General features: G+C 63.3%; 22 protein-coding genes. 3 read left to right on the forward strand and 19 right to left on the reverse strand.

Annotated features, from left to right (window positions below; genetic code table 11):
- Nucleotides 1–131 precede the first annotated feature (131 nt).
- From CCOS191_RS04560 to yaaA, 14 genes are all read right to left on the reverse strand, one after another.
- Nucleotides 132–596, reverse strand: coding sequence for a hypothetical protein (locus CCOS191_RS04560; RefSeq protein WP_046854227.1), 465 nt, complete (start codon nt 594–596; stop codon nt 132–134).
- A 142-nt stretch (nt 597–738) separates the two neighbouring features.
- A complete protein-coding gene (locus tag CCOS191_RS04565; RefSeq protein ID WP_046854228.1) occupies nt 739–2,193 on the reverse strand; it encodes a mannose-1-phosphate guanylyltransferase/mannose-6-phosphate isomerase in 1,455 nt (484 codons plus the stop codon).
- Between the two features lie 35 nt (nt 2,194–2,228).
- A complete protein-coding gene (locus tag CCOS191_RS04570) occupies nt 2,229–2,876 on the reverse strand; it encodes an alginate O-acetyltransferase AlgF (RefSeq protein WP_046854229.1) in 648 nt (215 codons plus the stop codon).
- A gap of 20 nt (nt 2,877–2,896) precedes the next feature.
- Nucleotides 2,897–4,057 (reverse strand): alginate O-acetyltransferase, encoded by a 1,161-nt coding sequence (locus CCOS191_RS04575; RefSeq protein WP_046854230.1) that lies wholly within the window; start codon nt 4,055–4,057, stop codon nt 2,897–2,899.
- Between the two features lie 10 nt (nt 4,058–4,067).
- Nucleotides 4,068–5,525 carry an MBOAT family O-acyltransferase gene (locus tag CCOS191_RS04580; RefSeq protein ID WP_046854231.1) on the reverse strand — a complete coding sequence of 486 codons (1,458 nt, stop codon included), beginning with the start codon at nt 5,523–5,525 and terminating at the stop codon, nt 4,068–4,070.
- 179 nt (nt 5,526–5,704) lie between these two features.
- The gene (locus tag CCOS191_RS04585; RefSeq protein ID WP_046854232.1) at nt 5,705–6,808 is read right to left on the reverse strand and encodes a mannuronate-specific alginate lyase; all 1,104 of its coding nucleotides are present in this window, start codon (nt 6,806–6,808) and stop codon (nt 5,705–5,707) included.
- 7 nt (nt 6,809–6,815) lie between these two features.
- Nucleotides 6,816–8,258 (reverse strand): alginate O-acetyltransferase, encoded by a 1,443-nt coding sequence (locus tag CCOS191_RS04590; RefSeq protein ID WP_046854233.1) that lies wholly within the window; start codon nt 8,256–8,258, stop codon nt 6,816–6,818.
- A 13-nt stretch (nt 8,259–8,271) separates the two neighbouring features.
- On the reverse strand, nt 8,272–9,828 hold the full coding sequence (algG, locus tag CCOS191_RS04595) for a mannuronan 5-epimerase AlgG (protein WP_046854234.1): 1,557 nt from the start codon (nt 9,826–9,828) through the stop codon (nt 8,272–8,274).
- Nucleotides 9,829–9,846: 18 nt separating this feature from the next.
- Nucleotides 9,847–11,325 carry an alginate export family protein gene (locus tag CCOS191_RS04600; RefSeq protein WP_046854235.1) on the reverse strand — a complete coding sequence of 493 codons (1,479 nt, stop codon included), beginning with the start codon at nt 11,323–11,325 and terminating at the stop codon, nt 9,847–9,849.
- Nucleotides 11,322–12,854, reverse strand: a complete 1,533-nt coding sequence (gene algK, locus CCOS191_RS04605; RefSeq protein ID WP_231867472.1) for an alginate biosynthesis TPR repeat lipoprotein AlgK — start codon at nt 12,852–12,854, stop codon at nt 11,322–11,324. The genes CCOS191_RS04600 and algK overlap by 4 nt, the downstream gene beginning before the upstream one ends.
- A 12-nt stretch (nt 12,855–12,866) precedes the next feature.
- Nucleotides 12,867–14,033, reverse strand: coding sequence for an alginate biosynthesis protein Alg44 (locus CCOS191_RS04610; RefSeq protein WP_046854236.1), 1,167 nt, complete (start codon nt 14,031–14,033; stop codon nt 12,867–12,869).
- A 34-nt stretch (nt 14,034–14,067) separates the two neighbouring features.
- Nucleotides 14,068–15,549, reverse strand: coding sequence for a glycosyltransferase family 2 protein (locus CCOS191_RS04615; RefSeq protein ID WP_172670871.1), 1,482 nt, complete (start codon nt 15,547–15,549; stop codon nt 14,068–14,070).
- A gap of 71 nt (nt 15,550–15,620) precedes the next feature.
- A complete protein-coding gene (locus CCOS191_RS04620; protein WP_046854238.1) occupies nt 15,621–16,937 on the reverse strand; it encodes a nucleotide sugar dehydrogenase in 1,317 nt (438 codons plus the stop codon).
- A gap of 789 nt (nt 16,938–17,726) precedes the next feature.
- Nucleotides 17,727–18,506: a peroxide stress protein YaaA gene (yaaA, locus tag CCOS191_RS04625; protein ID WP_046854239.1), complete on the reverse strand. Its 780-nt coding sequence runs from the start codon at nt 18,504–18,506 to the stop codon at nt 17,727–17,729.
- A 149-nt stretch (nt 18,507–18,655) separates the two neighbouring features.
- On the opposite strand from yaaA, the gene CCOS191_RS04630 reads away from it, so the two are divergent.
- Nucleotides 18,656–19,774, forward strand: a complete 1,119-nt coding sequence (locus CCOS191_RS04630; RefSeq protein WP_046857692.1) for a polysaccharide deacetylase family protein — start codon at nt 18,656–18,658, stop codon at nt 19,772–19,774.
- 272 nt (nt 19,775–20,046) lie between these two features.
- On the opposite strand, the gene CCOS191_RS04635 is transcribed toward CCOS191_RS04630, so the two are convergent.
- Complete coding sequence (locus CCOS191_RS04635) at nt 20,047–20,994, reverse strand: bestrophin family protein (RefSeq protein WP_046854240.1); 948 nt, start codon at nt 20,992–20,994, stop codon at nt 20,047–20,049.
- A gap of 233 nt (nt 20,995–21,227) precedes the next feature.
- Here CCOS191_RS04635 and CCOS191_RS04640 point away from each other — a divergent pair, with 233 nt between their 5' ends.
- Nucleotides 21,228–21,524 (forward strand): type II toxin-antitoxin system RelE/ParE family toxin, encoded by a 297-nt coding sequence (locus tag CCOS191_RS04640; protein ID WP_046857693.1) that lies wholly within the window; start codon nt 21,228–21,230, stop codon nt 21,522–21,524.
- The gene (locus CCOS191_RS04645) at nt 21,521–21,817 is read left to right on the forward strand and encodes an addiction module antidote protein (protein WP_046854241.1); all 297 of its coding nucleotides are present in this window, start codon (nt 21,521–21,523) and stop codon (nt 21,815–21,817) included. The genes CCOS191_RS04640 and CCOS191_RS04645 overlap by 4 nt, the downstream gene beginning before the upstream one ends.
- Before the next feature lie 15 nt (nt 21,818–21,832).
- On the opposite strand, the gene CCOS191_RS04650 is transcribed toward CCOS191_RS04645, so the two are convergent.
- The 4 genes from CCOS191_RS04650 to CCOS191_RS04665 all read right to left on the reverse strand — a co-directional run bounded on the left by CCOS191_RS04650 (nt 21,833) and on the right by CCOS191_RS04665 (nt 24,128).
- Entirely contained in the window at nt 21,833–22,312 is a 480-nt protein-coding gene (locus tag CCOS191_RS04650) for a GNAT family N-acetyltransferase (protein ID WP_046854242.1), read from the reverse strand.
- Nucleotides 22,313–22,566: 254 nt separating this feature from the next.
- Nucleotides 22,567–22,827, reverse strand: a complete 261-nt coding sequence (locus tag CCOS191_RS04655; protein ID WP_046854243.1) for a DUF3077 domain-containing protein — start codon at nt 22,825–22,827, stop codon at nt 22,567–22,569.
- 16 nt (nt 22,828–22,843) lie between these two features.
- Entirely contained in the window at nt 22,844–23,077 is a 234-nt protein-coding gene (locus CCOS191_RS04660) for a hypothetical protein (RefSeq protein ID WP_023629291.1), read from the reverse strand.
- 346 nt (nt 23,078–23,423) lie between these two features.
- Entirely contained in the window at nt 23,424–24,128 is a 705-nt protein-coding gene (locus tag CCOS191_RS04665) for a hypothetical protein (protein WP_023629290.1), read from the reverse strand.

Raw genomic sequence — 24,128 nt, forward strand, 5'->3', positions numbered from 1 at the left:
GGGCGGGCCTCAGGTCTGGAAGAGTCGTAATAGGTGCCTCGGCCCTATCGCTGGCAAGCCAGCTCCCACAGGGATCACCGAAGCCTCTGTGGGAGCTGGCTTGCCAGCGATAGGGCGGTACAGGCAATAAATCAATTGGCGAATGTACCTTGCAGATGCTCGGCACGAAACTCCAGGGTCTGCGGCCGATACCCCGAGCGCAGCGGCGGCACCGGCAGGCAATCACTCCACTCGACGCCCGGCTGCAATTCGCCGGGACCACGATAGCGGGGTGCTGCATAGGTATTCTCAGCAAGGTTCACGGTATCGCCGGGGGCATAGGCGGCCACGCGCCAGCGCAGCTCGGTCAGCGGCGCCTTGTTGCCGTTCTTCATGCGCACCTGCAGGGCGCGGTCGGCGGGGCACTGGTCGGGGGCGTAGCTCAGGCGAATGTCCAGGCGCGCCAGCTGCGAGGCCTCGCGGGTGTCCTGCCAGACCACGCCTAGCGCCACCAAGCCCAGCCCGCACACGGCGGCCAGGGAAATCGGCAAGGCCTTGGCCGGGTAACGCAGCAGCAGGACCAGCCAGGTGAGGATGAGCAGGGCACCGATGATCATGGTGGGGCAGGCCTTGGTGGCGGGGGTTTGACCATCGTAGCTGCAAATTGGGTAGGCCTCCAAAACGCAATCGCGGGGCAAGCCCGCTCCCACGCCGTAAAACTGCGTGAAAGCGGGCTTGCCCCGCGAAGGTGCCCCAGGCTTACTGCGCGATGGTCTTCACCGAAACCCCACGCTCCACCGGCGTGGAAGTTCGCCCGTACACATCCTCGAAGCGCTCGATATCATCCTCGCCCAGGTAGCTGCCGGACTGCACCTCGATGATCTCCAGCGGGATCTTGCCCGGGTTGCGCAGGCGGTGCACCGAGGCGATGGGGATGTAGGTGGACTGGTTCTCGGTGAGCAGGAACACGTTCTCGTCGCAGGTCACCTCGGCGGTGCCGGACACCACGATCCAGTGCTCGGCGCGGTGGTGGTGCATCTGCAGCGACAGGCTGGCGCCCGGCTTGACGGTGATGTGCTTGACCTGGAAGCGCCCGCCCATGTCCACCGAGTCGTACGAGCCCCACGGGCGGTAGACCTCGAGGTGATTCTGGGTCTCGGTTCGGCCCTGGGCGTCGAGGGTGTTGACCAGTTGCTTGACGCCTTGGACCTTGTCCTTGTGGGCGATCATCATGGCATCCTTGGTTTCGACCACCACGATGTTCTCAAGGCCGATCACCGACACCAGCTTGCCATTGCCATGGATCATGCAGTTGTGGCTGTCCTGTACCACCACGTCGCCCTTGGTGACGTTGCCGTTGTCGTCCTTCTCGTGCACGTCCCACAGCGACGACCAGCAGCCCACGTCGCTCCAGCCGGCCGACAGCGGCACCACGCAGGCGCGCTGGGTCTTCTCCATCACCGCGTAGTCGATGGAGTTGTCCGGGCAGCAGGCGAAGGTGGCTTCGTCGATGCTCAGCACATCGGCGTCTTCGTCGCTGCGCTCCAGGGCCAGCAGGCAGGTGTCGTAGATGTCCGGATCGTGCTTTTTCAGCTCTTCCAGGAAGCGGCTGGCGCGGAACAGGAACATGCCGCTGTTCCAGAAGTAGCCGCCGGCGCGGACGAACTCGTTGGCGCGTTTCTCGTCGGGTTTCTCGACGAACTGCGCGACCCGAGCCACGCCCTCGGGCAGCAGCGAATCCTGGCTGGAACGGATGTAGCCGTAGCCAGTCTCTGGCTTGGTCGCCGGCACCCCGAACAGCACCATCTCGCCGCGCTCGGCGGCCACGGTGGCCAGGGCCAGGGCGCGCTGCAGGGCCTTCTGGTCCTCGATCACGTGGTCGGCCGGGAGCACCAGCATCAGTTCGTCACGGCCTTCGTTGACCAGCTTCATCGCAGTCATGGCCACTGCCGGCGCGGTGTTGCGGCCGAACGGCTCCATGAGGATGGCCTGGGTTTCCAGCTTCAGCGCGCCCAGCTGCTCCTGGACGATGAACTTGTGGTCCTTGTTGCAGACCACGATGGGGGTGTCCATGCCATCGAACACCAGGCGTTCGATGGTCTGTTGGAACAGGGTGTGTTCGCCGGTCAGGGCCAGGAACTGCTTGGGGAACTGCTTGCGCGACAGAGGCCACAGACGCGAACCGCTACCACCAGAAAGAATTACCGGGATCATCATGTTTCTCCAATAGTCGTTTAGAGGCAGGGGGATCAGTTGCTAGCCACGGGGCGAGTTACCCACACCGGCGACAGGCTGCTGCCGGAACCAGTGACATACAGCACGGCCGCTTCGCCGCGCTCCAGGGCGACGGGCTTGACGTCGCCGACTTTCTTGTCGCCTGCATACAGGGCAAGGTTGACCTTGACCGGGTTGATTTCACGTTCGCCACGGCCCTTGGCGGCCACCGGCTTGACCACTTCGGTCTTGCCGTCGGCGGTCTTCAGGGTCAGTTGCTGGTCGCTGAGGTTCTGCACCCGCACCAGGGCTTTCTGCTTGTTCTTGAACGGTGGCTCCTCGATCAGCTGCGGGTTGCCACCGTTGTTGTTGACCAGGGTGTAGTACTTGTCGGCGGCCAGCTTGACCGGGACGCTCTTGCCGCCGACCTGGGCGGTGTAGTCACCACCGGGCAGGAAGCTGAAGTCGCTGCTGGCCTGGGCGCCGACCTGCTTGATCTGGGTGTTGCCGACGCTGGCGGCGGTGGGGCTGCTGGCGGCGTTGTACAGGCGCACGAAGGTCGAGCCCTTCGGCGCGCTCGGGCCATAGAGGGCGGCATCGGCGCCGGCGAAGGCCTGCATCGAGGCCAGGGACAGGCCGGCGGCGAGGGTGAGGGCTTTGGCAATGGAAGTCTTGGTGGTCATGTGCGTGTTCCTCTCTATCTTCAGTGGTCCGTCCGGTTGGACGACAGGGCCAGGTTTTCTTCGGATTTGCGGGAGTTCTTCAGCTGTGCGATCCACTGCGGATCGAAGGCGCTGAGGTCGTTCTTCATGGGCAGATACCGTTCAGGGAATTCCCACACCACGACTTGTGGCGGGGCATTTTTGAAAGCGTCGCTTTGCAGGTACTTGAGCATTGGCAGCAACGGGCCGTGGCCGTCTTCGGCGTAGTTGGCGACGTCGCTGCGCAGGGCCTGCTGCAGGGCGCCGAGGAAGTTCCAGTGCGGGTTGGCGCTGTAGCTGGTGCCTACCAGCGCCACCGGGATGCGGCTGTCGTCAAACAGCGCGTCGCCACCCTCGGCGCCCTCGGCCTGTACCGGGTGGGTCTTGCGTTGTTGCAGGGTGTCGGGGGTGGGCAGCAGGTTGCTGAACAGCGGATCCAGCGGCAGGAAGTTGGTCAGGTCGCCCTTGTACGGCGCGCTGGCGCCGGCCTCGGTGATGTACGCCTGTGGCTCGCCGGTGAGCAGTTGCTGGCGGTCGACGGCTTCGGCCAGCGATTGCGCGACCACTTCGGCGCCCATCGGCGTCCAGTGGGTGTCGGTGCGCAGGAACACCTGGCCGCGGGCCTTGGCCTGCTCCAGCGGCGCCAGCAGGTCAGGGGCGAATACATTGGCCTGGCGCGCCTGGGCGTGGAACTGGTTGAACAGGTCGTCGTGCAGGCTGGCTGGCGTCTCCTTGCCGATGTATTCGGAATAGAGGCGGGCCTTGGCCGGGACGATCGCCAGCACCAGCTGCACGCCCTGGCGTTGCAGTGTGTCACGAACCCCACGCACCAGTGCCAGGTTGTCCTGCATCTGTTGCTGCGCGCCGGCGGTGGGGTTGAATTCCTCGTCGGTGAACAGCCACTGGTCGCGGCCCAGCACCACGCCGGGGCGGCCTTCGTTGAACAGCTTGAAGTCCAGCGCGGCCCACAGGTTGGTGCCGACGCGTTTGATCGGGAATTGCTCGTCGTAGTGGGTTTCGGCGGCCTTGGCCAGCTTGCCGTCGAGCAGGGTCATCTGCCCGGTGCGGTTGAAGCTTTCCAGCCCGCCGACCGACCATGCGCCCAGCCCGACCAGCAGGCCCATGAACGACAGCGAATAGGTGATGCGAAGTGTCCGGTTCATGATTCAGGCCTCAGAACTGGAAGTACAGGAACGGGGAGTAGCTCTGCGCCGAGAGCTTGAGCACCGAGGCGACGAACAGCAGCAGGACCAGGGCGCGGGTCATGATCCGCGTCCAGTCCAGCCCCACCGAGCCGTCGGCGTTGATTTGCACCGGCGTGGCCTTTGGCGTTGGCTTGGCATTGCGGTAGAAGTCGCGCAGGCCGAATAACGCCAGGCTCAGGTAGGCGACGACCAGCGTGGCCACTTGCAGGCCGGTGAGCTGGGCGCTGTTGATTTCCGACAGCTGCCAGTCGCCGAAGCTGAACATCGCGCCGTACATGCGCGCGGCCACGTGCAGGTTTTCGGCGCGGAAGATCACCCAGCCGACCACCACCAGCAGGAAGGTGAAGGCCCATTTCACCGGGTTGAAACGCTGCGGGTTGGTGTCCAGCCCGAGCGCGCGCTCGATGGCCAGCCACAGGCCGTGCCAGGCGCCCCAGATGATGTAGGTGAAGTTGGCGCCGTGCCACAGCCCGCCCAGCAGCATGGTCAGGAACAGGTTGCGGTAGGTGTTGAAGGTGCCTTTGCGGTTGCCGCCCAGGGTGATGTACAGGTAGTCGCGCAGCCAGGTCGACAGGCTGATGTGCCAGCGCCGCCAGAACTCGGTGATCGACTGGCTGATGTAGGGCTGCTTGAAGTTCTCCATGAAGCGGAAGCCCATCATCAGGCCCAGGCCGATGGCCATGTCGCTGTAGCCGCTGAAGTCGAAGTACAGCTGCGCGGTGTAGGCCAGGGCGCCGAGCCAGGCATCACCGGTGGTGGGGTTCTGCAGGGCGAAGCAGTGGTCGGCGACCACCGCCAGGGTGTCGGCGATGAACACTTTCTTGATGAAGCCCTGCATGAAGCGGGTGCAGCCTTCGGAGAACTTGTCCAGGGTGTGGGTGCGGTTGTTGAACTGGTCGACCAGGTCCTTGAAGCGCAGCACGGGGCCGGCGATCAGGTGCGGGAAGATCGCCACGAAGGCCGCGAAGTCGATCAGGTTGCGCGTGGCCGGGGTGTCGCCGCGGTACACGTCGATGATGTAGCTGATCGACTCGAAGATGTAGAACGAGATGCCGATCGGCAGCAGCACATGGGTGAGGATGAACGGCTCCAGCCCCATCGAGGTCATGATCGCGTTGAGGCTGTCCACCCCGAAATTGGCGTACTTGAAGTAGCCGAGGATGCACAGGTCGACGCCCACGCCGAGCAGCAGCCAGCGCTGCGCGGGCTTGGTGCGCACGCCGGCGGCGCCGACCTTCAGGCCGATCCAGTAGTTCCACAGGGTGACCCCGGCGAACAGGGCGAGGAAGTCCACCCGCCACCAGGCGTAGAAGATGTAGCTGGCAACCAGCAGCAGCAGGTTGCGATAGCGATTCCCGCTCACGTAGTACAAGCCGAGGAAAACCGGCAGGAACAGGAACAGGAACACGTTGGACGAGAAGACCATCCCGGTTCTCCTAGTTATGCACAGCACCTGGGGCACAGCGCCCCCCAAACCCCCCACGAAAATGCAGGCGGCACCTTGGTCCAGGTAGGAGCGGATTTATCCGCGATTGCGATCGTCATGGCAGAGGTTGTGGGCCTGCTGACGCCATCGCGGATGAATCCGCTCCTACAGGGATCGTGTTACTTCTTCGATTCCGCGCTCGGGTCATAGACCCGCGTCACATCGCCACCCAGCCGGAAGCTGTTGAACGGCTGCATGTCATGCTTGCGCTCGAGGGTGTCGCCGACGCACTGGTACAGCGCGCACCACGGCTCGAGCCAGGCGTACTTGCTGTCGATCTTCAGGTCCTTGAGGTCCTGCTTCACGCCGGCGCGGGTGTTGAAATGAACAGGGTCGCGGGCACCGGCCAGCACGCCTTCGCCAAGCCGTTGCAAGGCGAAGTTGTTTTCCTTGCGCAGGTCCACGCCGTTGGCCTGGGCGAAGCTGGCGATCATCGCCAGCGGCGGCAGGGCGTAGTTGTGGTAGGCCAGGGCGCGTTGCTTGCGCTTGACCTCGTTGGGCAGGAAGCCCTGCTCGTCGACCTGGTTGACGCCGACCTTGTATTCCTTCACCGCCCAGTCGAACAGCTCCTGCTGGTCGGTGGCCACGGCGGTGGCCATCACTGACCAGGCCGCCCAGTAGCTGTGGTTGTTGATCTTCTCCAGCGGCAGGTCGCTCCAGTCGCGCACGGTCTGGCGTGCCAGGCGCACGAACCATTTCTCGATCTGCTCGGCTTCGGCGCGGTGCGCCGCCAGTGGTTGCGAGTTGGAGAACTTCAGGCGCAGCCACGAGCCGCTCATGCTGCCCAGGGCCCATTTGCGCATGGACTTGCCGGTATGGTTGTAATCGGTGGACATCAGCGCATCGGCGCGTGCCCAGGTGTCGAGCCAGGTCAGGGCGCAGTCCAGTTGCGCCGGGCGGCCATCGCGCATGTACTGGCCGACCATCTTGCTGACGCCTTTCTCGAGGGTGGTGATGTCCTCGGTGGATTTGCGGAAGGCTTTTTCCGAGGCGACATTGAGCGTCGCCCGGGCCTTGTCCGAACCTTCGTACTTGCTGCGGAACTGCAGCGCGCCGGTATAGGGCTTGGGCGCGGCTTCGCAGCGGAAATTGCCGTCGCCGGTCTTGAGCTTGTCGATGCCCTCGTAGTAACCCTGGGGCGGCACCAGCGCGGCCTGCGCCGCGCCGCCGAACAGGGCGAGGGCAAGCAGGGCGGGTGCGGTCTTGCTGCTTATGGTGGTCATGGTCGCCTCACTGGCCAGCTTGCGCGGTGTGCTGCGCGGGGCTGGCGAAGTTGTTGCGTTTGCAGAGTTTGGCTTCGACTTTCTGCGTACCGCTTTCTGGCCCTTGGACCTCCAGGGCGAGCAGGTTCTGGCCTGCCCAGTCTTCGTCCTCGCGCATCTGGAAGACGAAGCGCCCGTCGGTGTCGGAGGTCTCGGGCTTCTCGATCTTGATGTCCTCGTGGCGGCCGTTGAGGTACCACAGGGTGGCCTGCAGCACCTTCACCGAGGTGTCCTCGAACTTGATGTCGAGCTGGTGGTTGCGGTTGACCAGGTCCTTGATCACGCCGTTCTTGCCGTTGACCATCAGCTCGTTCTTGCCAGGCTTGAGGGTGGCGCTGGCGCTCATCTGTGCCGGGCGGTCGTCACAGCCGTCGTCGAGCAGGCCGAGGATCTGCCGCCAGATGGTTTCCTGGTCGAGGCGGTACAGCGGCGAGAACTCCCACACCAGGATCTTCGGCGGGTTGTTCTGGAATTCCTCGCTGCCCAGGTACTGGATCATCGAGCCTTCCAGGCCGCCGCCGGGGAAGGCGACGTTGAGCACATCGGCGCCGATGTACTGCTCGAGGAAGCCCGAGAAGTTGTAGTTCTTGCCGCTGTGGCTGGTGCCCACCAGGGTGATCTGCGCGTTGCCCGAATCGCCGAACAGGTCGTCGCCGCCGGCGGCGCCCTTCGGTTCGGTGGCGAACTGGTCCATGTACTGCACCGCATAGCTGGTGCCGCACAGCTGGCCGGCGACGTTGTGCAGGGTGCCGGTCTTGCCCATGCGCCCGGACTTTTTGGTCTCGAATTCCTTGCGCGGGATGCCTTCGAAGGCCGGCATCTTGTGCACGGTGTCGGCGACGATCTTCGCTGCGCGCTCGGCGCCGTAGGGCGTCCAGTGCTGGTCGCCGCGGAAGTAGAAGTCCTTGCCCTGGTCGGCGGCGGCCAGTTGCTCGTTGGTCAGCGGCGACAGGTCGGGCACGTTGTAGCCCATTCTGCTGAAGCGCTGGAGCATGGCCTGGTAGTTGCGCAGGGCCTTCTGGTAGTCGAAGGCGGCCTTCTCTTCGGGGTTGAGCATGTTACGGTTCACCAGGCCACGGGTCGGCTGGTACACCACCACCAGCTCGACGCCACGCTTCTTGAACGCGTCGTGCACCTGCTGCAGGCGCTTGTAGCCGCCCGGGGTGGTGTCGAACTCGGTGCGCAGGTCCTCACGGGTACGGAACAGCCAGTCGCCCTGGGCTTGCACCAGGGTGGTGAAGTTCTGCTGGTAGCGCGTGGTATAGCGGCTGGCGTCGTGGGCCTCGGGGCACAGCTGGCAGCACGGTTCGGCGCTGAAGGTCGGTGCCTTGACGTCTTCGGCGCGCACGCCCTGGCTGATGGCCAGGAGGGCGGCGGACAGGCCCAGCAGTTTCATCAGGTGTGGAGTCATGGTCTGGGCTTCCTTAGTCGATCATTTCGGTCTGGCGTTCGACCGGGTCGATCAGCACGGCCTTCTGCTGGCGCACCAGCAGGTCGAGGATTTCGTCCTGGCGCTCGCCGAGCACGCCGTTGAAGCTGATGCCGTTGGCCTTGCGCGGCATCAGCATCGACACCTTGTACAGCTCCACCGACAGCGGCGAATCGATAGACAGCGGGCCTGAACCGTTGGCCGCCAGCTCGCCGCCGACCACGATCAGCGACACCTTGGTATCGAACGGGTCGAGGGCGATGTCGCGGTCGGTGTCGGACAGGTCCTTGATATGGCCGTACACGCCCACCAGGCCATTGGCCATGGCGACGTTCTCGTACAGGCGGATGTTCACGCTGTTGCGCACGCGGATGCCGTGGCGGCGGTTGTTGATCAGCTTGTTGCCCCAGATCAGGTTGTCGCCGCTCTCGTACAAGGTGATGCCGTCGGTGTGGTTGCGGTAGATCTCGTTGTAGGCAATCAGGTTGTTGACGCTGTTACGGTCGATCACCACGCCCGAGAGCTTGTTGTCGTAGCTCTTGTTGTTGATGATCCAGCTGTCGTTGACCTCGCGGGAAACGATGATCCCGTGCTTCTTCTTGGTGCCGTACACGGTGTTGCCGGCGATGATCAGGCGGTGCGAGCGGTCGTGGGGGTCGATGCCGTAGACGATGTTGTCGCGGTAGGTGCTGTCCTTGACCACGAAGTCGCTGGTCTCGTAGCAGTAGAAGCCGTACCACATGTCGCTGAACTCGGAGCCGATGATCCAGCCGGTGGGTTCCGGGCGGCCCATCTGCTTGGCCATGTTCGGCGTGTACTGTGAGATGCTCACGCCATAGGACTTGGATTTGGCGTAGCCGAAGCTGGCCATCTTGCTGTTGACGATATAGGTCTCGGTGCCGCCCCAGCTGAGCAGGAACGGGCGGAATTCGTCGGGCTTGCGGAAGGTTGCCGGGCCATTGGCCTGCTCGCGCCACCCCGTGACTTGGGTGTCGCTGACGAACAGCTTGCCGTCGTTGACGATGAACGAACCGCCTTCCTCGGACAGGCGCAGTTCCTTGACCTTGCCGTCGATCTCCAGCACGCCCTTGCGCCCGACCACGATCGGCAGGCGCGCCAGGTACACGCCCGGTGCGGTTTCACGCAGGTACTGGCTGGGGACCTTCTTGCTCAGCTCCACCAGGTCGACGTGGCCGTCATCGACGAAGATCGCCTGGGGGATGCCGTGCTGGCGGCGGACCCATTCGGCGCCCTTGTTGTCACCGCCGATGAACTCCTTGAGGGTGTCCTCCTGGAGCATGCGGCGCACGCTGACCTTGCCCTTGTGCTGGCGGTCGATCTTCTGCTGCACGGCCTGGGCGGTGTAGCCGGACAGGTCGGGCAGCTTGGGCGGGTCCATCTTCAGCGGCTCGATCGGCGCGCTGGAGACGGTATAGGTCTTGGCCTGTTGCAGCCCTTTGGCCATCTCGGGCTCGGCGGCCTGGGCAAGGCCGCCGGCCAGCAGCAGGGCGCTGGCGAGCAGGCTGTGGCGAAGGTTCGGGTGCAGGTTCATGGCTATCCTCTCCCGGCCTCAGTAGCGCCAGATCACGTCGACGAAGGCGCGGTGCATGTACGAGTCGGCCTCTTTGCCGTAGGCGTCGCCCGGCTTGAACACACCGGCTCGCAGGCGCACCAGGGCCGACGGTTCGTCGATCGACTGGCTGATCGAGGCCGGCAGCAGACCCTGCTTGAAGTACTTGGTCACGACCACGTCCATTTCCTGGCCGAGGTCTTTCTCGCCCTGCACCAGCGGGCGGCTGATACCGCCGTCGTCGACCACCGCGTTGATGCCGCTGGAGCCGATGTTCTGCTTGCCGTCGACGCGCCAGAATTTGTGGTAGATGAAGCTGGCGTCGTAGTCGTCGCGCAGCTGCCAGGAGGCGAACAGGGTGGCCGCCTGCAGGTTGCCCAGCTCGCCGCGGAAGGCTTCGCCGAAGCGGTGCACGCGCGAGCGGGTGCCGGTGAAGTTGGAGCGGTTGCTCTCAAGGCCGGTCTGCTCGAAATTGTTCGAGCCATCGCTGCCACCGCCGCCACTGCCCCGGGCGTAGGCCGCGCCGACCTGCCACTGCGGGTCGAGGCGCAGGCGGATGCCGAGGTCGGTGGCCCAGGCGTTGACGTCGCCGCTCTGCTTGCCGGTGGCGACCTGGTCGTTGCCGACCGCCTGGCTGCTGAGGGTGTCGCGCTCGCCAGTCAGCCAGGTGACGCTGCCCCAGTAGTTGACGGTGTGGTCGTTGCGCCAGTTGTAGGCGTCGCTGTTGGCTTCCAGGCCCAGCCAGGTGAGGTCGCCGGTGCGGGTCTTGTCGAGGGCGTCGACGGTTTCGCCGGGGCTCTTCAGGCTGCCGCCGTCATGGCTGTGGTGGGCACGCAGGCCAACCCAGTGGCCGGGTGTCCATTGCGTGGCGACGTTGCCGTAGACATGGGTGCGGTCCTTGTCTTCGGGGGCCAGTTCGGTGAGGTCGGTGCGGTATTCGCTGAAGCGCTGGGCAACGCCAAGGTCGGCCTTGAGCAGGGTGGTGTCGAAGGTCCAGTTCAGCGCCTCGATGTTGGTGTCGCGCCACATGCCGTCGTCGCTGCGCAGGCGTTGGCGGCCGAAGCGCAGCTGCTCGCCGGGGTAGGGGGTCAGGCCGCTGTAGCCGATCCAGAATTCGCGCATGGCCAGGTAGCTCTTGTCCGGCTTGCGGCTGTCGTCGCCGTTGTCGCTGGTGGTGCCGTCGTCGTTCTGGCGCAGGGTGTCGGTTTCGATGATGTCGGTGGCGGCCACCGCCTGGCCCATGGCGAAGGCGCTCCAGTTGCCGCGCTCGCCGTACACCCATGGGCGCAGGTCAAGGCCGAGGCCGTTGACGTCGCCGCCGGAGCGGGTGCCCAGGTCGCGGTCGTCCTCGGACTGGCCGGTGATCTTCACGTCGAGGCCGAAGTTCTTCTGCGCGGTTTCCGCCGCCAGGGTCGGCATCGACCACAGCAGGGCGAAGCCCAGGCCGATGCCGGCTTTCACGAAGGGGTTGAGCGTCATAGCGAATCCTCGGCGTCTACTTCTTCTTTTTCGTCCTGCAGCGCTTCGATGGCCAGGGTGCTGTTGGCGCCTTGGGCCATGCTGCTGCGCGCCTGCTTTTCCTGCGCCAGCAGTTGCTGGGCCTGGTTGCGCTGGTCGGGCGTGAGCTGCTGGTCGAGCTGTTGCAGCAGCTCGCTCGACTGTGGGGTCGGGTTGACCTGGGAGAGTTGCGCGAACACCCAGGCATTGGTCGGCGCCGGGCGGATGCCGTGGCCTTCGCTGAACAGCTGGGCCAGGGCATAGTCGGCGCTGTTCTGGCCACCACGGGCGGCGGCGAGCAGGTGGTCGACGGCCTTTTGCGGCTCGACCTGGCCCAGGTAGCCACGGCGGTACAGCTGGCCGAGGTAGTAGTCGGCGCTGACTTCGCCGGCGTCGGCGGCAGCCTGCAGGTGTTCCTGGGCCTTCTGCGCGTCGGCGGGCACGGTCTTGCCTTCGTAGTAGAGCCGGCCCAGCAGCAGTTCGGCGCGGGGCTGTTCTGCTTCGCGGCCTTTGTCGATATAGGCCATCAGCTGGTCGGTGTCGCCCAGTTCGGGGAAGTCGTAAAGCAGCTGCGCCAGGCTCACCCAGGATGCCGGGTTGGCCGGCGCGACCTGCTCGAGCAGGTCCTTGGCGGTCTTCTCGTCGGTCTGGCCGAGGCTGCGGTCGGCCAGCACGCGGGCGACGCTGTCGACCCGGGTGGCCGGCACGGTGCCGCGGGCATGAGCGGCCTTGAGCTGCTCGAGCAGGGCGGCCTGCTGGTCGGGCTGGGCGCGTTTCTGGTAGACGGTGGCCAGTTCCACGTAGCAGATGTCGGTAGTGGACAGCGCGGCCTTGCAGATCTTCTCCACCTCGCCCAGGTTTTGGTCGTAGGTGCCCTGGGTGCGGTACAGCAGTACCTGGGCCAGGCCGGCTTCGGGGTTGCCGGCGGCGCGCCACTGGTCGATCTGCTGCTGGGCGTTGACCTTGGGGAAGCTCTGCGGGTACTGCAGGTAGAGCATCGCCAGCGGGATCAAGGTATTCGCCTCACCTTGTTGCGCCGCGAGCTTGAGCAGGGTCTCGGCCTCTTCGCGCTCGGCCTGGGTGCTGTCGGGCTTGGCCACCAGCAGGCGGCCGAGGCGCGCCTGGGCACGGGGCGAGGTGGCGGCTGCGGCGCGGTAGGTGGCTTCGGCTTGCTTGAGCTTGGCCGGGTCGCGGGTGCCGACCTGGATGTCCGCCAGGCCGACCTGGGCGTCGCTGTAGCCAAGGTCGGCGAGGGCCTTGTAGTTGCGCTCGGCGGTGGCGGTGTCGCCGCGCTTGAGCGCTTCGTTGGCCAGGCGCTGGTCGGGCAGGCCGGCGCAGCCGGCCAGGGTGATGGCAGCGGCCAGGGCGCATGCCCCCAGGCGCAAGCTGTCCCTGTGGGAGCCGGCTTGCCGGCGAGAGGCCAGTGCAGGCGCTGCATCCGCTGGGCGAGTGCTGCGCACTCGATCGCCGGCAAGCCGGCTCCCACAGATATCGGGGTGTCTGCTGGTCATTATCCGATCCTCTTACAGCCCGCGGGCCACGGCCTTGTCGATCAGCCAGTTCAACGACGGGCCACGGTCGCTGTTGACCGAGGCCGGGCGGCCGGCGAGTTCGGCTGGCAGGCCGCCGTCGGGCTTGATCTGCACGCGGATGTCGGAGGCCAGGTTGTCGGTGTCCAGGCTCGAGCTGCCGGTGATCCGGCCGCTGCGCACTTCGTCTTCGCCGGCGATCTGGAAGTTGACCCGGGTGCCCGGTTTCACTTCGTCGAACTGGCGATAGCTGAAGCGCGCCTCGATGGTCGGGGTGCTGGTACGCGGGATCAGCGCGAACACCGGCTGGCCCTTGCTGGCGTACTGGCCGTCATCCACCAGCTGGCGCGAGACCACACAGTCGCACGGGCTGGTGAGGGTGCCGGAGAGTTGCTTGCCGAACAGCTCCTCGACCTTGGCCGGCTCCAGTTGTGAGTCGTCCAGGTGGCCTTTGAGCAGGTCGAGCATGCTGGTGTTGAAGGTTGCCAGCGGCGCGCCCTTGGCCACGCTCGCGCCGTTTTCCACCAGGCTCTGCACGCTGCCGTCGCGGGGCATGGTGACGTTGGTGGTGGGCACCGCGACCACGCCGGCTTCGGCATGGCTGACGAAGTACAGGCCATAGAGCGATTTGGCGACGAAACCGAAGGCCACCAGGCCGACCACGAACACCCCGGCGGTGACGGTGACCGCGCGCAGGCGGCCGAAGGCGGACAGGCCCGAGCCCCCGTCCTTCTGCTTGCGCGCCTTGGTGAAGTTGTCGCGCTGCAGGGTGCTGAGCACGTCGCCGACGCTGATCAGCTCGCCGGACAGGTGGCTGGTGATGATATGGCGCAGGGTGGCGATGTCGCGCGGCTCCAGGTTCTGGAACTCGGTGCCGGTGCGGCCGGTGTCGCGGCTGCTGGTGCGTACCAGCAGCTCGACGTCCATCGACAGGCCGAGGTTGTCGACCACGAACTGCAGGCGGCCGCGCAGCACTTCGCCTTCGGCCAGGGGCTTCTTGGCATGGAAGGACAGACCCCCGGCGGACAGGTCGTCAACCTTCACCTCGTGCGGCTCGCGGTTGCCGTCCAGGTAGCGCAGCTTGGCGGGAATGCGCACCCGGGCATGCTGGCGCTGCGCTTCGGATTCATGCACGACGTTGACGTTCACGGCGGTATTCATGGCGATATTCGTTCCTGTTATCCGATCCGGGGGCTCACACGACCATGAACAGCACGGCGACGAAGATGCTCGCGGCCGAGAAGGTCATGGTCCGCGAGGACCAGGTGTTGAACCATTGTTGAAAACTTGCGAGGTCGCGCTTGAGGGCAGTGGGCTGGCGGGTCCAGGACTGCTTGTCGAGGCGGAAGAACACGTAGATCTTCATCACCGCGCCGACGATCTGGTTGTAATAGAGAATCAGCGGGTAGGCGGGGCCTACGTTGTGGCCCGAGCACAGCAGCATGATGGTGAGGATCAGGCGGGTGATGCCGATCCACAGCAGGTACACCAGCAGGAACTGCAGGCCGAACTTGAAGCTGGCGATCACCGCCACGGTCAGGCCCAGCAGGCTGGTCCACATCGACACGCGCTGGTCGAGCAGGACGATGCTGGTGAACAGCCCCAGGCGCTTGAGGCCCAGGCCCAGGGCGCGGGAGTTCTGCCGCAGGTTATTGCCGTACCAGCGGTACATCAGCTTGCGGCTGGCCTTGACGAAGCTTTTCTCCGGCGGGTGCTCGACCGTGTTGATCGCCGCGTCAGGCACGTAGAAGGTGTCGTAGCCCAGGCGCATCAGGCTGAACCAGCTGGACTTGTCGTCGCCGGTGAGGAACTTGAAGCGGCCCAGGCGCCAGTGCATCAGCGAGTCGCTTTCGACGTCGGCGATGAACTCGGGGTTGGTCACTACGCTTGCGCGGAACATCGACATGCGTCCGGTCATGGTCAGCACGCGTTTGCTCAGGGCCATCGAGCACATGTTGATGTGGCGCTGGGCGAAGCGCAGCTTGTGCCACTCGCTCATGATGTAGCCGCCGCGCACTTCGCAGAACTCGTTGGTGGTCAGGCCGCCGACGTTGGGGTAGAGCTTGAACCACGGCACGGTCTTGCGCACCACGCCTTCGGCCAGCACGGTGTCGCCGTCGATCACCGCGACCACGGCGTTCTCGTCCGGGAGCATCCGCGAGATGGCGCGGAAACCATAGGCCAGGCCGTCGCGCTTGCCGGTGCCGGCGATGCGCACGATGTCCAGGGTGACGTGTCCGGGCGGGTTGTACTTGGCCCACAGGCTCTTGACCAGCAACTCGTCGGACTTTTCCACCAGCGAGCAGACCACCGTGGTGGGGAAGCCACAGTCGATCGCCTCGCGGATCACCGAGCTGTACACCTGGGCGGTGGTCAGCGCATCGATGCGGAAGCTGGTGACCATCAGGTACACATGCGACGGGTCGGCGGCCTTGCCGAGCTTCTGCACCTTGCGGCGCAGGTACGGGTAGACCAGGTACAGGAAGATCATGCCGCGGATGAAATGGGTGGCGCCCATGGAGTAGCGCCAGATGCCGACTGCGCCGACCAGGAAGATGAAGTGCTTCGACTGCGAATCGAAGATATCGCTGGGCAGGGCCAGGGCGATCAGCATGAGCAGGCTCATGTAGAGCAGCCAGCCGGCGCACTGCAACAGCACTGTCTGGAACCTTTGCATGTTCGGCATCCGTCGAGAATTCGGGGTGGGAAGGGCGGCGCGCTGGGGAGGGACGCGCCGCCCGACCGGGTTTACCAGCAGATGCCTTCGGTGCGGCTGGTGGTGCAGGTCGGCTTGCTCATGAACCCGACCAGGTCGATCACTTGCTTGCCGGCCGGCGCCTGTTGGGCCAGGGCACGGAATTTCTCGTCACGGTTGCCCAGCACGATGATGTCGGCGTCGTTCACCACCTGCTCGAAGTTGGCGTTGAGCAAGGAGGACACATGCGGAATCTTCGATTCGATGTATTCCTTGTTGGCGCCGTGCACCCGGGCGTACTCGACGTTCTGGTCATAGATGTCCAGCTGGTAGCCCTTGCCGATCAGGCGCTCGGCCAGCTCCACCAGCGGGCTCTCGCGCAGGTCGTCGGTACCGGCCTTGAACGAAAGACCGAGCAGGGCGACCTTGCGCTTGTCGTGGCTCTCGATGATGTCGAAGGCGTTCTGCACCTGGGATTCGTTGCTGCGCATCAGCGAGTCGAGCAGCGGCGCCTTCACGTCCAGGCTCGAGGCGCGGTAGGTGAGGGCGCGCACGTCCTTGGGCAGGCACGAGCCACCGAAGGCGAAGCCGGGGCGCATGTAGTACTGCGACAGGTTGAGCACCTTGTCCTGGCAGACCACGTCCATCACGTCGCGGCCATCGACACCGACCGCCTTGGCGATGTTGCCGATCTCGTTGGCGAAGGTGACCTTGGTCGCGTGCCAGACGTTGCAGGTGTACTTGATCATCTCGGCCACTTCGATCGGCTTGCGGATCACCGGGGCATCGAGTTCTTCGTACAGGGCTTGCAGGACGTCGCCGCTGGCGCTGTCCAGTTCGCCGATGACGGTCATAGGTGGGTGGTCGTAGTCCTTGATCGCGGTGCTTTCGCGTAGGAACTCGGGGTTGACCGCCACGCCGAAATCGACACCGGCCTTCTTGCCCGAGCAGTCTTCGAGGATCGGGATCACCACGTTCTTGACGGTACCCGGCAACACGGTGCTGCGCACCACGATGGTGTGACGGCGGGTGGTGTCGCGCAGCACGTAGCCGATCTCGCGGCACACCGACTCGATGTACTCCAGGCCCAGGTCGCCGTTCTTCTTGCTCGGCGTGCCGACGCAGATCATCGACACGTCGCTGGCGCGGATGGCCTCGGCAAAGTCCGTGGTGCCGCGCAGACGGCCATTGGCGATGCCTTGCTGCAGCAACTCTTCCAGGCCCGGTTCGACGATGGGCGACTTGCCCTGGTTGATCAGGTCGATCTTGGTGCTGGACACGTCCACCCCAATCACGTCATGGCCTCGTGCCGACAGGCAACCGGCACAGACTGCACCCACATAACCCAAACCAAAGATGCTGATACGCATCGCATTCACCTCGTGTGTTTATCACGCCAGCCCTTCAGCGAAGAGCCAGCCGGGTTGATTGACCAGCAGTTTTCGGGCGCACGGTTCCATGGCGAATTGACACTTCACCGAACGCAGGCATGAATAAATCCGGAGCGCAAAAAGTTATGCACTCAAAGTTGGCAGTCAAAGGCCAGTATTTAAAAGGCGTGCCCTGAAATGCAGCCGTCTTTATTGCAAGTCGCTCTTCGCGAATTGCTGTGCTTGTTTTTCAAGTGGATAAATCCTTTGAAATCAACCACTAGGACGAATTTTAGGGGCGCTTGTCTCCTGCATGGATTATGGCTTCAGGCACTTCCTGTACCGCCGTTGAAGTTTTCGAGCCGATTGTGAATGGCGGCCCTTTGTCATCTGTAAGTCATTTCTCACGCTCAGCGCTTGAAACTCGTTACGGGTGCTATGAGCCATTGGGCGTAGTAGAAGTTCCTGGGGCGGTTCCGCCACGGTGAAAGATTTCTAAATATTTTTTCAGAGGGAAATACTTTCAATCTGATAGCACGGCGCAGTTTCGTCCCCGTATATAAAGGGCGAAAACGCAGCGGGATGGTTATATGCCAGCATGCGAAAATATTTTTCAAAATTCGTCAAAAAACTACGAACGGTCTTATGGCGTTTTGCGATAAGGATGTGACTGATGATTTATTGGCGCTGGAAATTTGGCTGATGGCGTTTTGCACTGTGCCCCGTTGCAGGGCTGATGGGCTCATCGCGGGCTTGCCCCGCGATGAGCTGCAAAGCGGCGCTGAAAAATCAGCCCTCAGCGTGATCGCGCAGGAACACCAGATGATCTGGCTTCGACTGCTCGGCGCTGTAGTAGTAGCCCTGCGCATCGAAGCGCTTGAGCTGCTCCGGGTCGTTGACCCGCTCCTGGATCACGAAGCGGCTCATCATCCCGCGGGCTTTCTTGGCATAGAAACTGATGATCTTGTACTGGCCGTTCTTCAGGTCCTTGAAGTCGACGTCGATCACCCGCGCCTTCAGGGCGCTTTTCTTCACCGCGCTGAAGTACTCGTTGCTGGCCAGGTTCAGCAGCACGTCGTCGCCCTGGTCGGCCAGGGCCTGGTTCAGCCACTCGCTGATGCGCGTGCCCCAGAAGGCATACAGGTCCTTGCCGCGGGCGTTGGCCAGCTTTGTGCCCATTTCCAGGCGGTAGGGCTGCATCAGGTCCAGCGGACGCAGCAGGCCGTACAGGCCCGAGAGCATGCGCAGGTGATCCTGGGCATAGCTGAAATCGTCCTCGCCCAGGCTTTCGGCGTCGAGCCCGGTGTAGACGTCGCCCTTGAACGCCAGCAGCGCCTGCTTGGCGTTGGCCGGTGTGAAATCCGGGGTCCAGCTGCCGAAACGCGCGGCGTTGAGGCCGGCGAGCTTGTCGGAGAGGTGCATCAGCTCGGCGATTTGCGCCGGCGACAGCTCGCGCAGTTGCACGATCAGTTCCTGGGAATCGTCCAGGTACTGGGGCAGGGTATGGCGTTGGGTCACCGGCGGGGTGTCGTAGTCGAGGGTCTTGGCGGGGGAAATCACCGTCAGCATCGGGTCGGCTCCTGGAATCGTCGGGCGAATTCTACGGGGCTGCCGGCGCAACGCCAAACTATGGCGACGATAGTCAGCGAACATCGCCACAGGCAACGCTCGGCTGTCGCGTTATAGTGCGCGCCATGCCTTCAAGGAGAATGCACATCGTGCGTATCGCGTTTGCCCTGTTCGCCGGGCTGCTGAGCCTGGGTGCCCAGGCGGCCCCGGCGGATTTCGTCAGTCTTGACCGTGAGCGCTGGCCGGAGCAGTTGAACAGCCCGGCGCTGTTCGACGTGGCGTCGCGGGCGGAGATCCTGTCGTTTGCCCGGGTGCTGCACGAAAGCGAGATGCTCGACGAGCCGGCGCTGAAGGCCCGGCTGGGCCTGCGCCAGATCAACCTGAACGTGGTGCGGGCAGTGCGGGCGCGCTTGTGGCAGCGTCTGTGGATCAGCTATCAGCAGGCGCAGCGCAGTTGCGAACAGGATGCCTCGTTCTGCTACCCGGTGGAATCCATGTCCGATTTGCGTACACAGGCCGCTGTGTTCGCCGAAGATGTCGGCTCGTTCTATACCGAGTGGGTCGAGCCCAGTCATCAGTTCCATACCCGTTACCTGGATGAGCAACTGCGCAAGGCGGCGCTGTTCCCGCAGACCACCAGCGAGGTGGCCAAGCTCTCCGATCGTGAACGCAATGGCGAGGAACTCAATGACCGGATGTTCCTGCTGACCTTCGTCAGCGGCCCGGCCCCCCAGGGCGGTAGCACCGATGCGCTGGCTGACTACCTGCGCCGGCAGAAGCTCGACGGGATTTTCTTCGTGCTCGGCAATCGCCTGCAGCAACGGCGCGATGCCGGCCCGCTGGGCGACCTGTATGCCGGCCAGTGCGTGGGTATCCAGGGCTGGGAATACCGCTCCCATGCCCAGTGGCAGGATTGGCAGGACTCGCTGCGGCGCAGCCAGGCGCGGGTGCAGGCCGACCTGGCCGGGCAGTATGTAGCGCTGTTCCGTCCGCCCTATGGCCAGCGCCGTGCCGATGGCGAAGCGTTCCTGGACAGCCAGCAACTGCGGGTTTCACTGTGGGACATCGACGCCCAGGATGACGGCCCGCTGACCGCCGAGGCCTCGGCGCAGCGGGTGCTGACGCTGATGCTGTTGTGGCGCAAGGGGGTTATCCAGTTCCGTGACGGCTTGCCCAAGGCCCAGCCGGCGCTGGAGTGGCTGTTGCAGCACACGGCCCAGAGCGGGATCGGCTGGGAAGGGTGTCGGGAGTATGCACGGCGGGGGTAGGTTTGCGAGCGGTGGGGCGTTGCGAGGTGTTCGGCGAGATTTCTGTAGCGCCAGGGAGATCGAGCGCCGCCCGCGCGGCGCATCGCGGATGAATCCGCTCCTACATTCGTTGCAACGTACCTAACCTGTCAGGCCATGGTTGCCAGCCTTGGCGCAAGGCTTGAGACAGGTGGGGCGGCAGCAATGCCCGCCGATATATCACGTCGATCGCACAAGGCCAACAACCATGGCCTATCAGACATGGCCACGTTGCAACAGATGTAGGAGCGGATTCATCCGCGATGCGCCGCGCGGGCGGCGCTCGATCTCACGGGTGTGGAAGGACTATCGTCGAACGCTTCGCGGCCACACTGCGCCTCACGCTGCATCGACTCCAGATTGCGCTCGATGGTCTCGCAGATCGTGTCCATCGGGATCTGATGCTCACTGATGCGGAACGGGCTCTGCAGGTCCGTGCCGATCCGCTCGATCGCCAGCAGCATGAAACCGACAACCGTCGAAGCCAGCGGCGTGAACCAGCCCAGCGACTCCACCAGGCCCACCGGCACGATCAGGCAGAACAGCGTGATGAACAGCCGTGGGAAGTACACATAAGGGTAGGGCAGCGGCGTGTTGGCGATCCGCTCCATCCCACCCTGGGCGTTGGACAGGTCCACCAGCGTCGACTCCAGGCGCGCCAGGCGGATGCTGTCCACCCGCCCGGCCTGGTATTCCTGGGCCAGCAGTGCCGCCGAACCGCTGAGGATGTCATTGGCGAAGTTGTTGGAGCGACTGCGCCGTTCGAACTCGCCGGGCGGTATGAAGGCCATCAGCTCGTCCGGGCATTTCTCGTTCTTGAGGTGGGCGGCCAGGCAGTTCACATAGGCGATATGCCGGCGCAGCAAGGTCGCCTTCACCGGGTTCGGCCCGTCAGCCGGGTCGTCGACCAGTGTCAGCACCTGCCGGGCGAAACTGCGTGAACTGTTCACCAGCGCCCCCCACAAGGTGCGCGCCTCCCACCAGCGGTTGTAGGCACTGCTGTTGCGAAAGCTCACCAGCACCACCAGCGCCGAGCCCAGCAGGGTGAGCGGGATCAGCGGCAGGCTGAACTTGCTGTTGAAGAACAGCATGAAGTCGATGGTGACCAGCACGTCCCAGATCAGCAGCCAGAACAGCGACCAGCCGATGTAGCCGAAGGTCTTGACCACCAGGCGGTACTTGCGGGCGAGGAGGGCTTTCACGTTGCGGGAACCTCGAAGGGGGGGATGCAGGTTCCGACGCAGGATCGGGGAGCAAGGTTCCTGATTAGGGTATTGCAAGAATTTTCGGGGACATGGATGACGCGGACTTGGGAAGTCTCCCTGTATTGGATCTAGTGCCACTCCCGCATTGTCGAGGTTCGCAAGGTGCCCGACACGTGGTTGCCTTCAGTATTGATCGCTCGTATCTATTCGGATACAGTCTGGAGGGCTTGTTGAGCTACGAAGTCGAACAAACGAAAAGCTTTGCCGTCTGGTTGGCCAATTTGCGCGATTTGCGTGCGCGAATCGCTATCGCTCGCAGGCTTGAGCGACTGTCACGGGGGAATCCTGGGGACTTCAAACCCGTTGGTGGCGGTATCAGTGAACTGCGCATTGATGTATCAGGTGGATACCGCGTCTATTTCACCAGCAGGCAAGGCAGGTTGATTTTGCTTCTGGTGGGTGGAGACAAGTCCTCGCAGGCCGGTGACATCCTTAAGGCAAAGGCACTGGCGAAGGAGCTGAAATGAACGAGAAACTCGTACCATTTGACATGGCTGATCTGTTGGACAGCGATGCTGCGATCAGTGAGTACCTGAGCCAAGTGCTTGCGGATGGTGACACTGACGAAATTCTTCGTGCGTTGGGTCATATTGCCAGGGCACGTGGTATGTCACAGATCGCCAAGGAAACGGGCTTGGGTCGTGAGAGCCTTTACAAGGCGTTCGGTCCTGGAGCCAAACCGAGATTCGATACGGTACTCAAGGTCATTCGTGCATTGGGAATCGATTTGCAGGCTCAGCCCCACGTCCTACCGCGTTGAGTCGTGAGGCGGCGCTCAGGCTGATGGCAGTTTCATCTGAATCAGCGCCACCCGGGACCCATCCGGCGCCCGCCGCTCCTCAATCCCGAACGGCACAAAACCCAGCTGTGGATAAAGCAGCAGCCCTGCGGTGTTATGGTTGAAACACGACACCCAGATCTCCCGCGCCGCGAAATCTTCGCGAGCCAGGGCGATCATGCATTGCACAAGGTAGCGCGCCACACCCTGGCCTCGCGCGGTCGGGGCCACCACCACATTACCTAGCGCGCAGACGCCGTCATATTCAGCCTTATAGAAATTGGCGAAGCCAACGATCGCCCCGTCAGCCTCGATCACCGTCGAACCGCTGCGCTGGGCGATGGCTTCGCTCAGCGCAGCGGATGTGAGCGGGTAAGTGGCTTTGGGGAACATATAGAAGAGTTCGTCCGCGCTTTGAGGGAAGCTACAGAGCGTGGCGATGTCGGCAGGTTGGACGGGGCGATGGATTAGTGGCACGGGGAATGTTCCGATGGGACCAGAAGCTATTTACCCTGTGCGGCCGGTAACGTGAAGTCAATGCTGTGGCTCTACAGTAAATTGCACTAACTGTGATTTTCTGTGCAGTCAGGAGTGTCGCAAAGGCTTGGCTAGAGGCGGTAATGCAGCTCGAAAGTCATTAACGCGTAGACGGGCGAGCCCACTCCCATAGGGCTTTATCGAGCGTGTGGGAGCGGGCGCAGCCGATTTAGACGGTAGACGTTGGGTCAGGGCTATTCAGTCGAGCCCCGTTGGCGACCCAGCTCCACATCATCCATCACCGCCTTGGCCATATCGCTCATCAAGTGTGCTCCCCAGCCAAGGTTGACCTCGCCATCAATCGCTGCAAGCAATGTCATGCGCTTCACGCAGGCCATGATCGCAGAGGCTTGCTCCATGGCTGACTTTCCGTCCTGCCCCGGTTCGACCCGGAACAGTGGTTGCTCGCCATCGCCATAGCCGAATCCGGTCACGCCGGCAGTCTTGTCTTTCATCGTGTTTTCTCCCTGTTCAGTGCTTGATCTGCAGCTTGCTCAGTGCCAGCTCCACCAGCCCGCGTGCGGCCTCGATTTCGTGCATCGTTGCCATGGACATACCGCGCGCTGTGCTGGTGACCTGGGTGAGGGCGTTCTGGTGGGTGACGGAGAGGGCGCAGAACAGACGTTCCGAGATCTGGATGAGCAAGTCTTCGAGCGAGTGGGCTGTTTCGGGAGAAAGCGGTGGATCGGGGACAATCTTCAACATGGTGTGATCCTTGCTGAAGGGCTGTCACCATTGCTGTCAAACAAGAGGGTGGCAGCGGTACGTGGGTTGACAGACCGGTCAGTAAGGGAACCCGGCGCACCCGAAGGTGCCCCACGTACAGCCGCCATAGGTGGCAAAGCTGTGCGAGTTAATTACTGGAGCGGCCTGTCAAAGCCGGTCGCTGATTTGGCAGCGACGGGTCGAGACTAGAGGCCGATCCAGACCATCGCAATGGCTTGAAAGGGGTTGGGAGTATGTTTGGGAAATGGACTACAGGGAATGGGGAAAGTCTTAAAGGACTGGCCGTGCAACGAACTCGAAGTCGCCAGGCGACGCCTACTCTCATTCAAAGTTCGGCAGAGGATCCACGGTCGCGGAAGCAGGGCGTTGATTTCTTGAGGTCATGACTCGCCAACTCGATGTATCTGATGATTCGCTGGTTGAAATGAGCGTGGTCACTTAGCAGTGCCTTGACGAGCAGGACGATAAGGATAAGCAACACGAGGACTAGGATAGAAATCTTGCCAGCGCCAGAGTTCCAGGATTCGCTTGCCTTGAGTACTTCGATCGAGAGCGGAGCGAGAAAGGTTACAAGTGCGATCAGTACCAGGCTTTGGGACAGGTTCAGGGACTTGGGCGGTGGCGTGCAGATTTTTGCGAACTCTGCCAGCCGAGCGGCTTGAGTGGCGGTCATGCCACTGTCCTGGAGGCGTTGCAGAAAGAGCGCATAGCGAAGAGTGAAGCTGCTTTTCAATGAGGATTGCGATGCGATGGCATGTAGGCGGTACAAGTCCTGATAGTAAGACAGACTGAAGATTTCCCGCGAGAGCCAGAGGGCAGTCATGCACAGTGCAACGCAAACCGCCAAGCCCAGTAGGAGGACGGGGCGGCCATGAAAGTCCGGCGCCTGTGTAAGCAGGACTGTCAGCAGGATGACGCAAAGCCAGATGGGTAGCTTCTCGAGTCGGAGCGGCTGGGTGAAAAGTGCCTGGAAGTAGCGGGGCCTACTGGCTCGATACGCTTTGAGTACTTCATTCCATTCTTCGAACAC

Source organism: Pseudomonas sp. CCOS 191, assembly GCF_001007005.1.
GTDB classification, from domain to species: Bacteria; Pseudomonadota; Gammaproteobacteria; order Pseudomonadales; family Pseudomonadaceae; genus Aquipseudomonas; species Aquipseudomonas soli.

Bases quoted from the DNA above. Each gene is read 5' to 3' on its own strand.
- algG (WP_046854234.1), bottom strand. From the start codon at position 9,828: ATGAACCTGCACCCGAACCTTCGCCACAGCCTGCTCGCCAGCGCCCTG.
- CCOS191_RS04660 (WP_023629291.1), bottom strand. From the start codon at position 23,077: ATGTTGAAGATTGTCCCCGATCCACCGCTTTCTCCCGAAACAGCCCAC.
- CCOS191_RS04610 (WP_046854236.1), bottom strand. From the start codon at position 14,033: ATGAATACCGCCGTGAACGTCAACGTCGTGCATGAATCCGAAGCGCAG.
- CCOS191_RS04590 (WP_046854233.1), bottom strand. From the start codon at position 8,258: ATGACTCCACACCTGATGAAACTGCTGGGCCTGTCCGCCGCCCTCCTG.
- CCOS191_RS04600 (WP_046854235.1), bottom strand. From the start codon at position 11,325: ATGACGCTCAACCCCTTCGTGAAAGCCGGCATCGGCCTGGGCTTCGCC.
- CCOS191_RS04585 (WP_046854232.1), bottom strand. From the start codon at position 6,808: ATGACCACCATAAGCAGCAAGACCGCACCCGCCCTGCTTGCCCTCGCC.
- CCOS191_RS04645 (WP_046854241.1), top strand. From the start codon at position 21,521: ATGAACGAGAAACTCGTACCATTTGACATGGCTGATCTGTTGGACAGC.
- CCOS191_RS04575 (WP_046854230.1), bottom strand. From the start codon at position 4,057: ATGAACCGGACACTTCGCATCACCTATTCGCTGTCGTTCATGGGCCTG.
- yaaA (WP_046854239.1), bottom strand. From the start codon at position 18,506: ATGCTGACGGTGATTTCCCCCGCCAAGACCCTCGACTACGACACCCCG.
- CCOS191_RS04580 (WP_046854231.1), bottom strand. From the start codon at position 5,525: ATGGTCTTCTCGTCCAACGTGTTCCTGTTCCTGTTCCTGCCGGTTTTC.
- algK (WP_231867472.1), bottom strand. From the start codon at position 12,854: ATGACCAGCAGACACCCCGATATCTGTGGGAGCCGGCTTGCCGGCGAT.
- CCOS191_RS04560 (WP_046854227.1), bottom strand. From the start codon at position 596: ATGATCATCGGTGCCCTGCTCATCCTCACCTGGCTGGTCCTGCTGCTG.
- CCOS191_RS04615 (WP_172670871.1), bottom strand. From the start codon at position 15,549: ATGCAAAGGTTCCAGACAGTGCTGTTGCAGTGCGCCGGCTGGCTGCTC.
- CCOS191_RS04565 (WP_046854228.1), bottom strand. From the start codon at position 2,193: ATGATCCCGGTAATTCTTTCTGGTGGTAGCGGTTCGCGTCTGTGGCCT.
- CCOS191_RS04620 (WP_046854238.1), bottom strand. From the start codon at position 16,937: ATGCGTATCAGCATCTTTGGTTTGGGTTATGTGGGTGCAGTCTGTGCC.
- CCOS191_RS04655 (WP_046854243.1), bottom strand. From the start codon at position 22,827: ATGAAAGACAAGACTGCCGGCGTGACCGGATTCGGCTATGGCGATGGC.
- CCOS191_RS04570 (WP_046854229.1), bottom strand. From the start codon at position 2,876: ATGACCACCAAGACTTCCATTGCCAAAGCCCTCACCCTCGCCGCCGGC.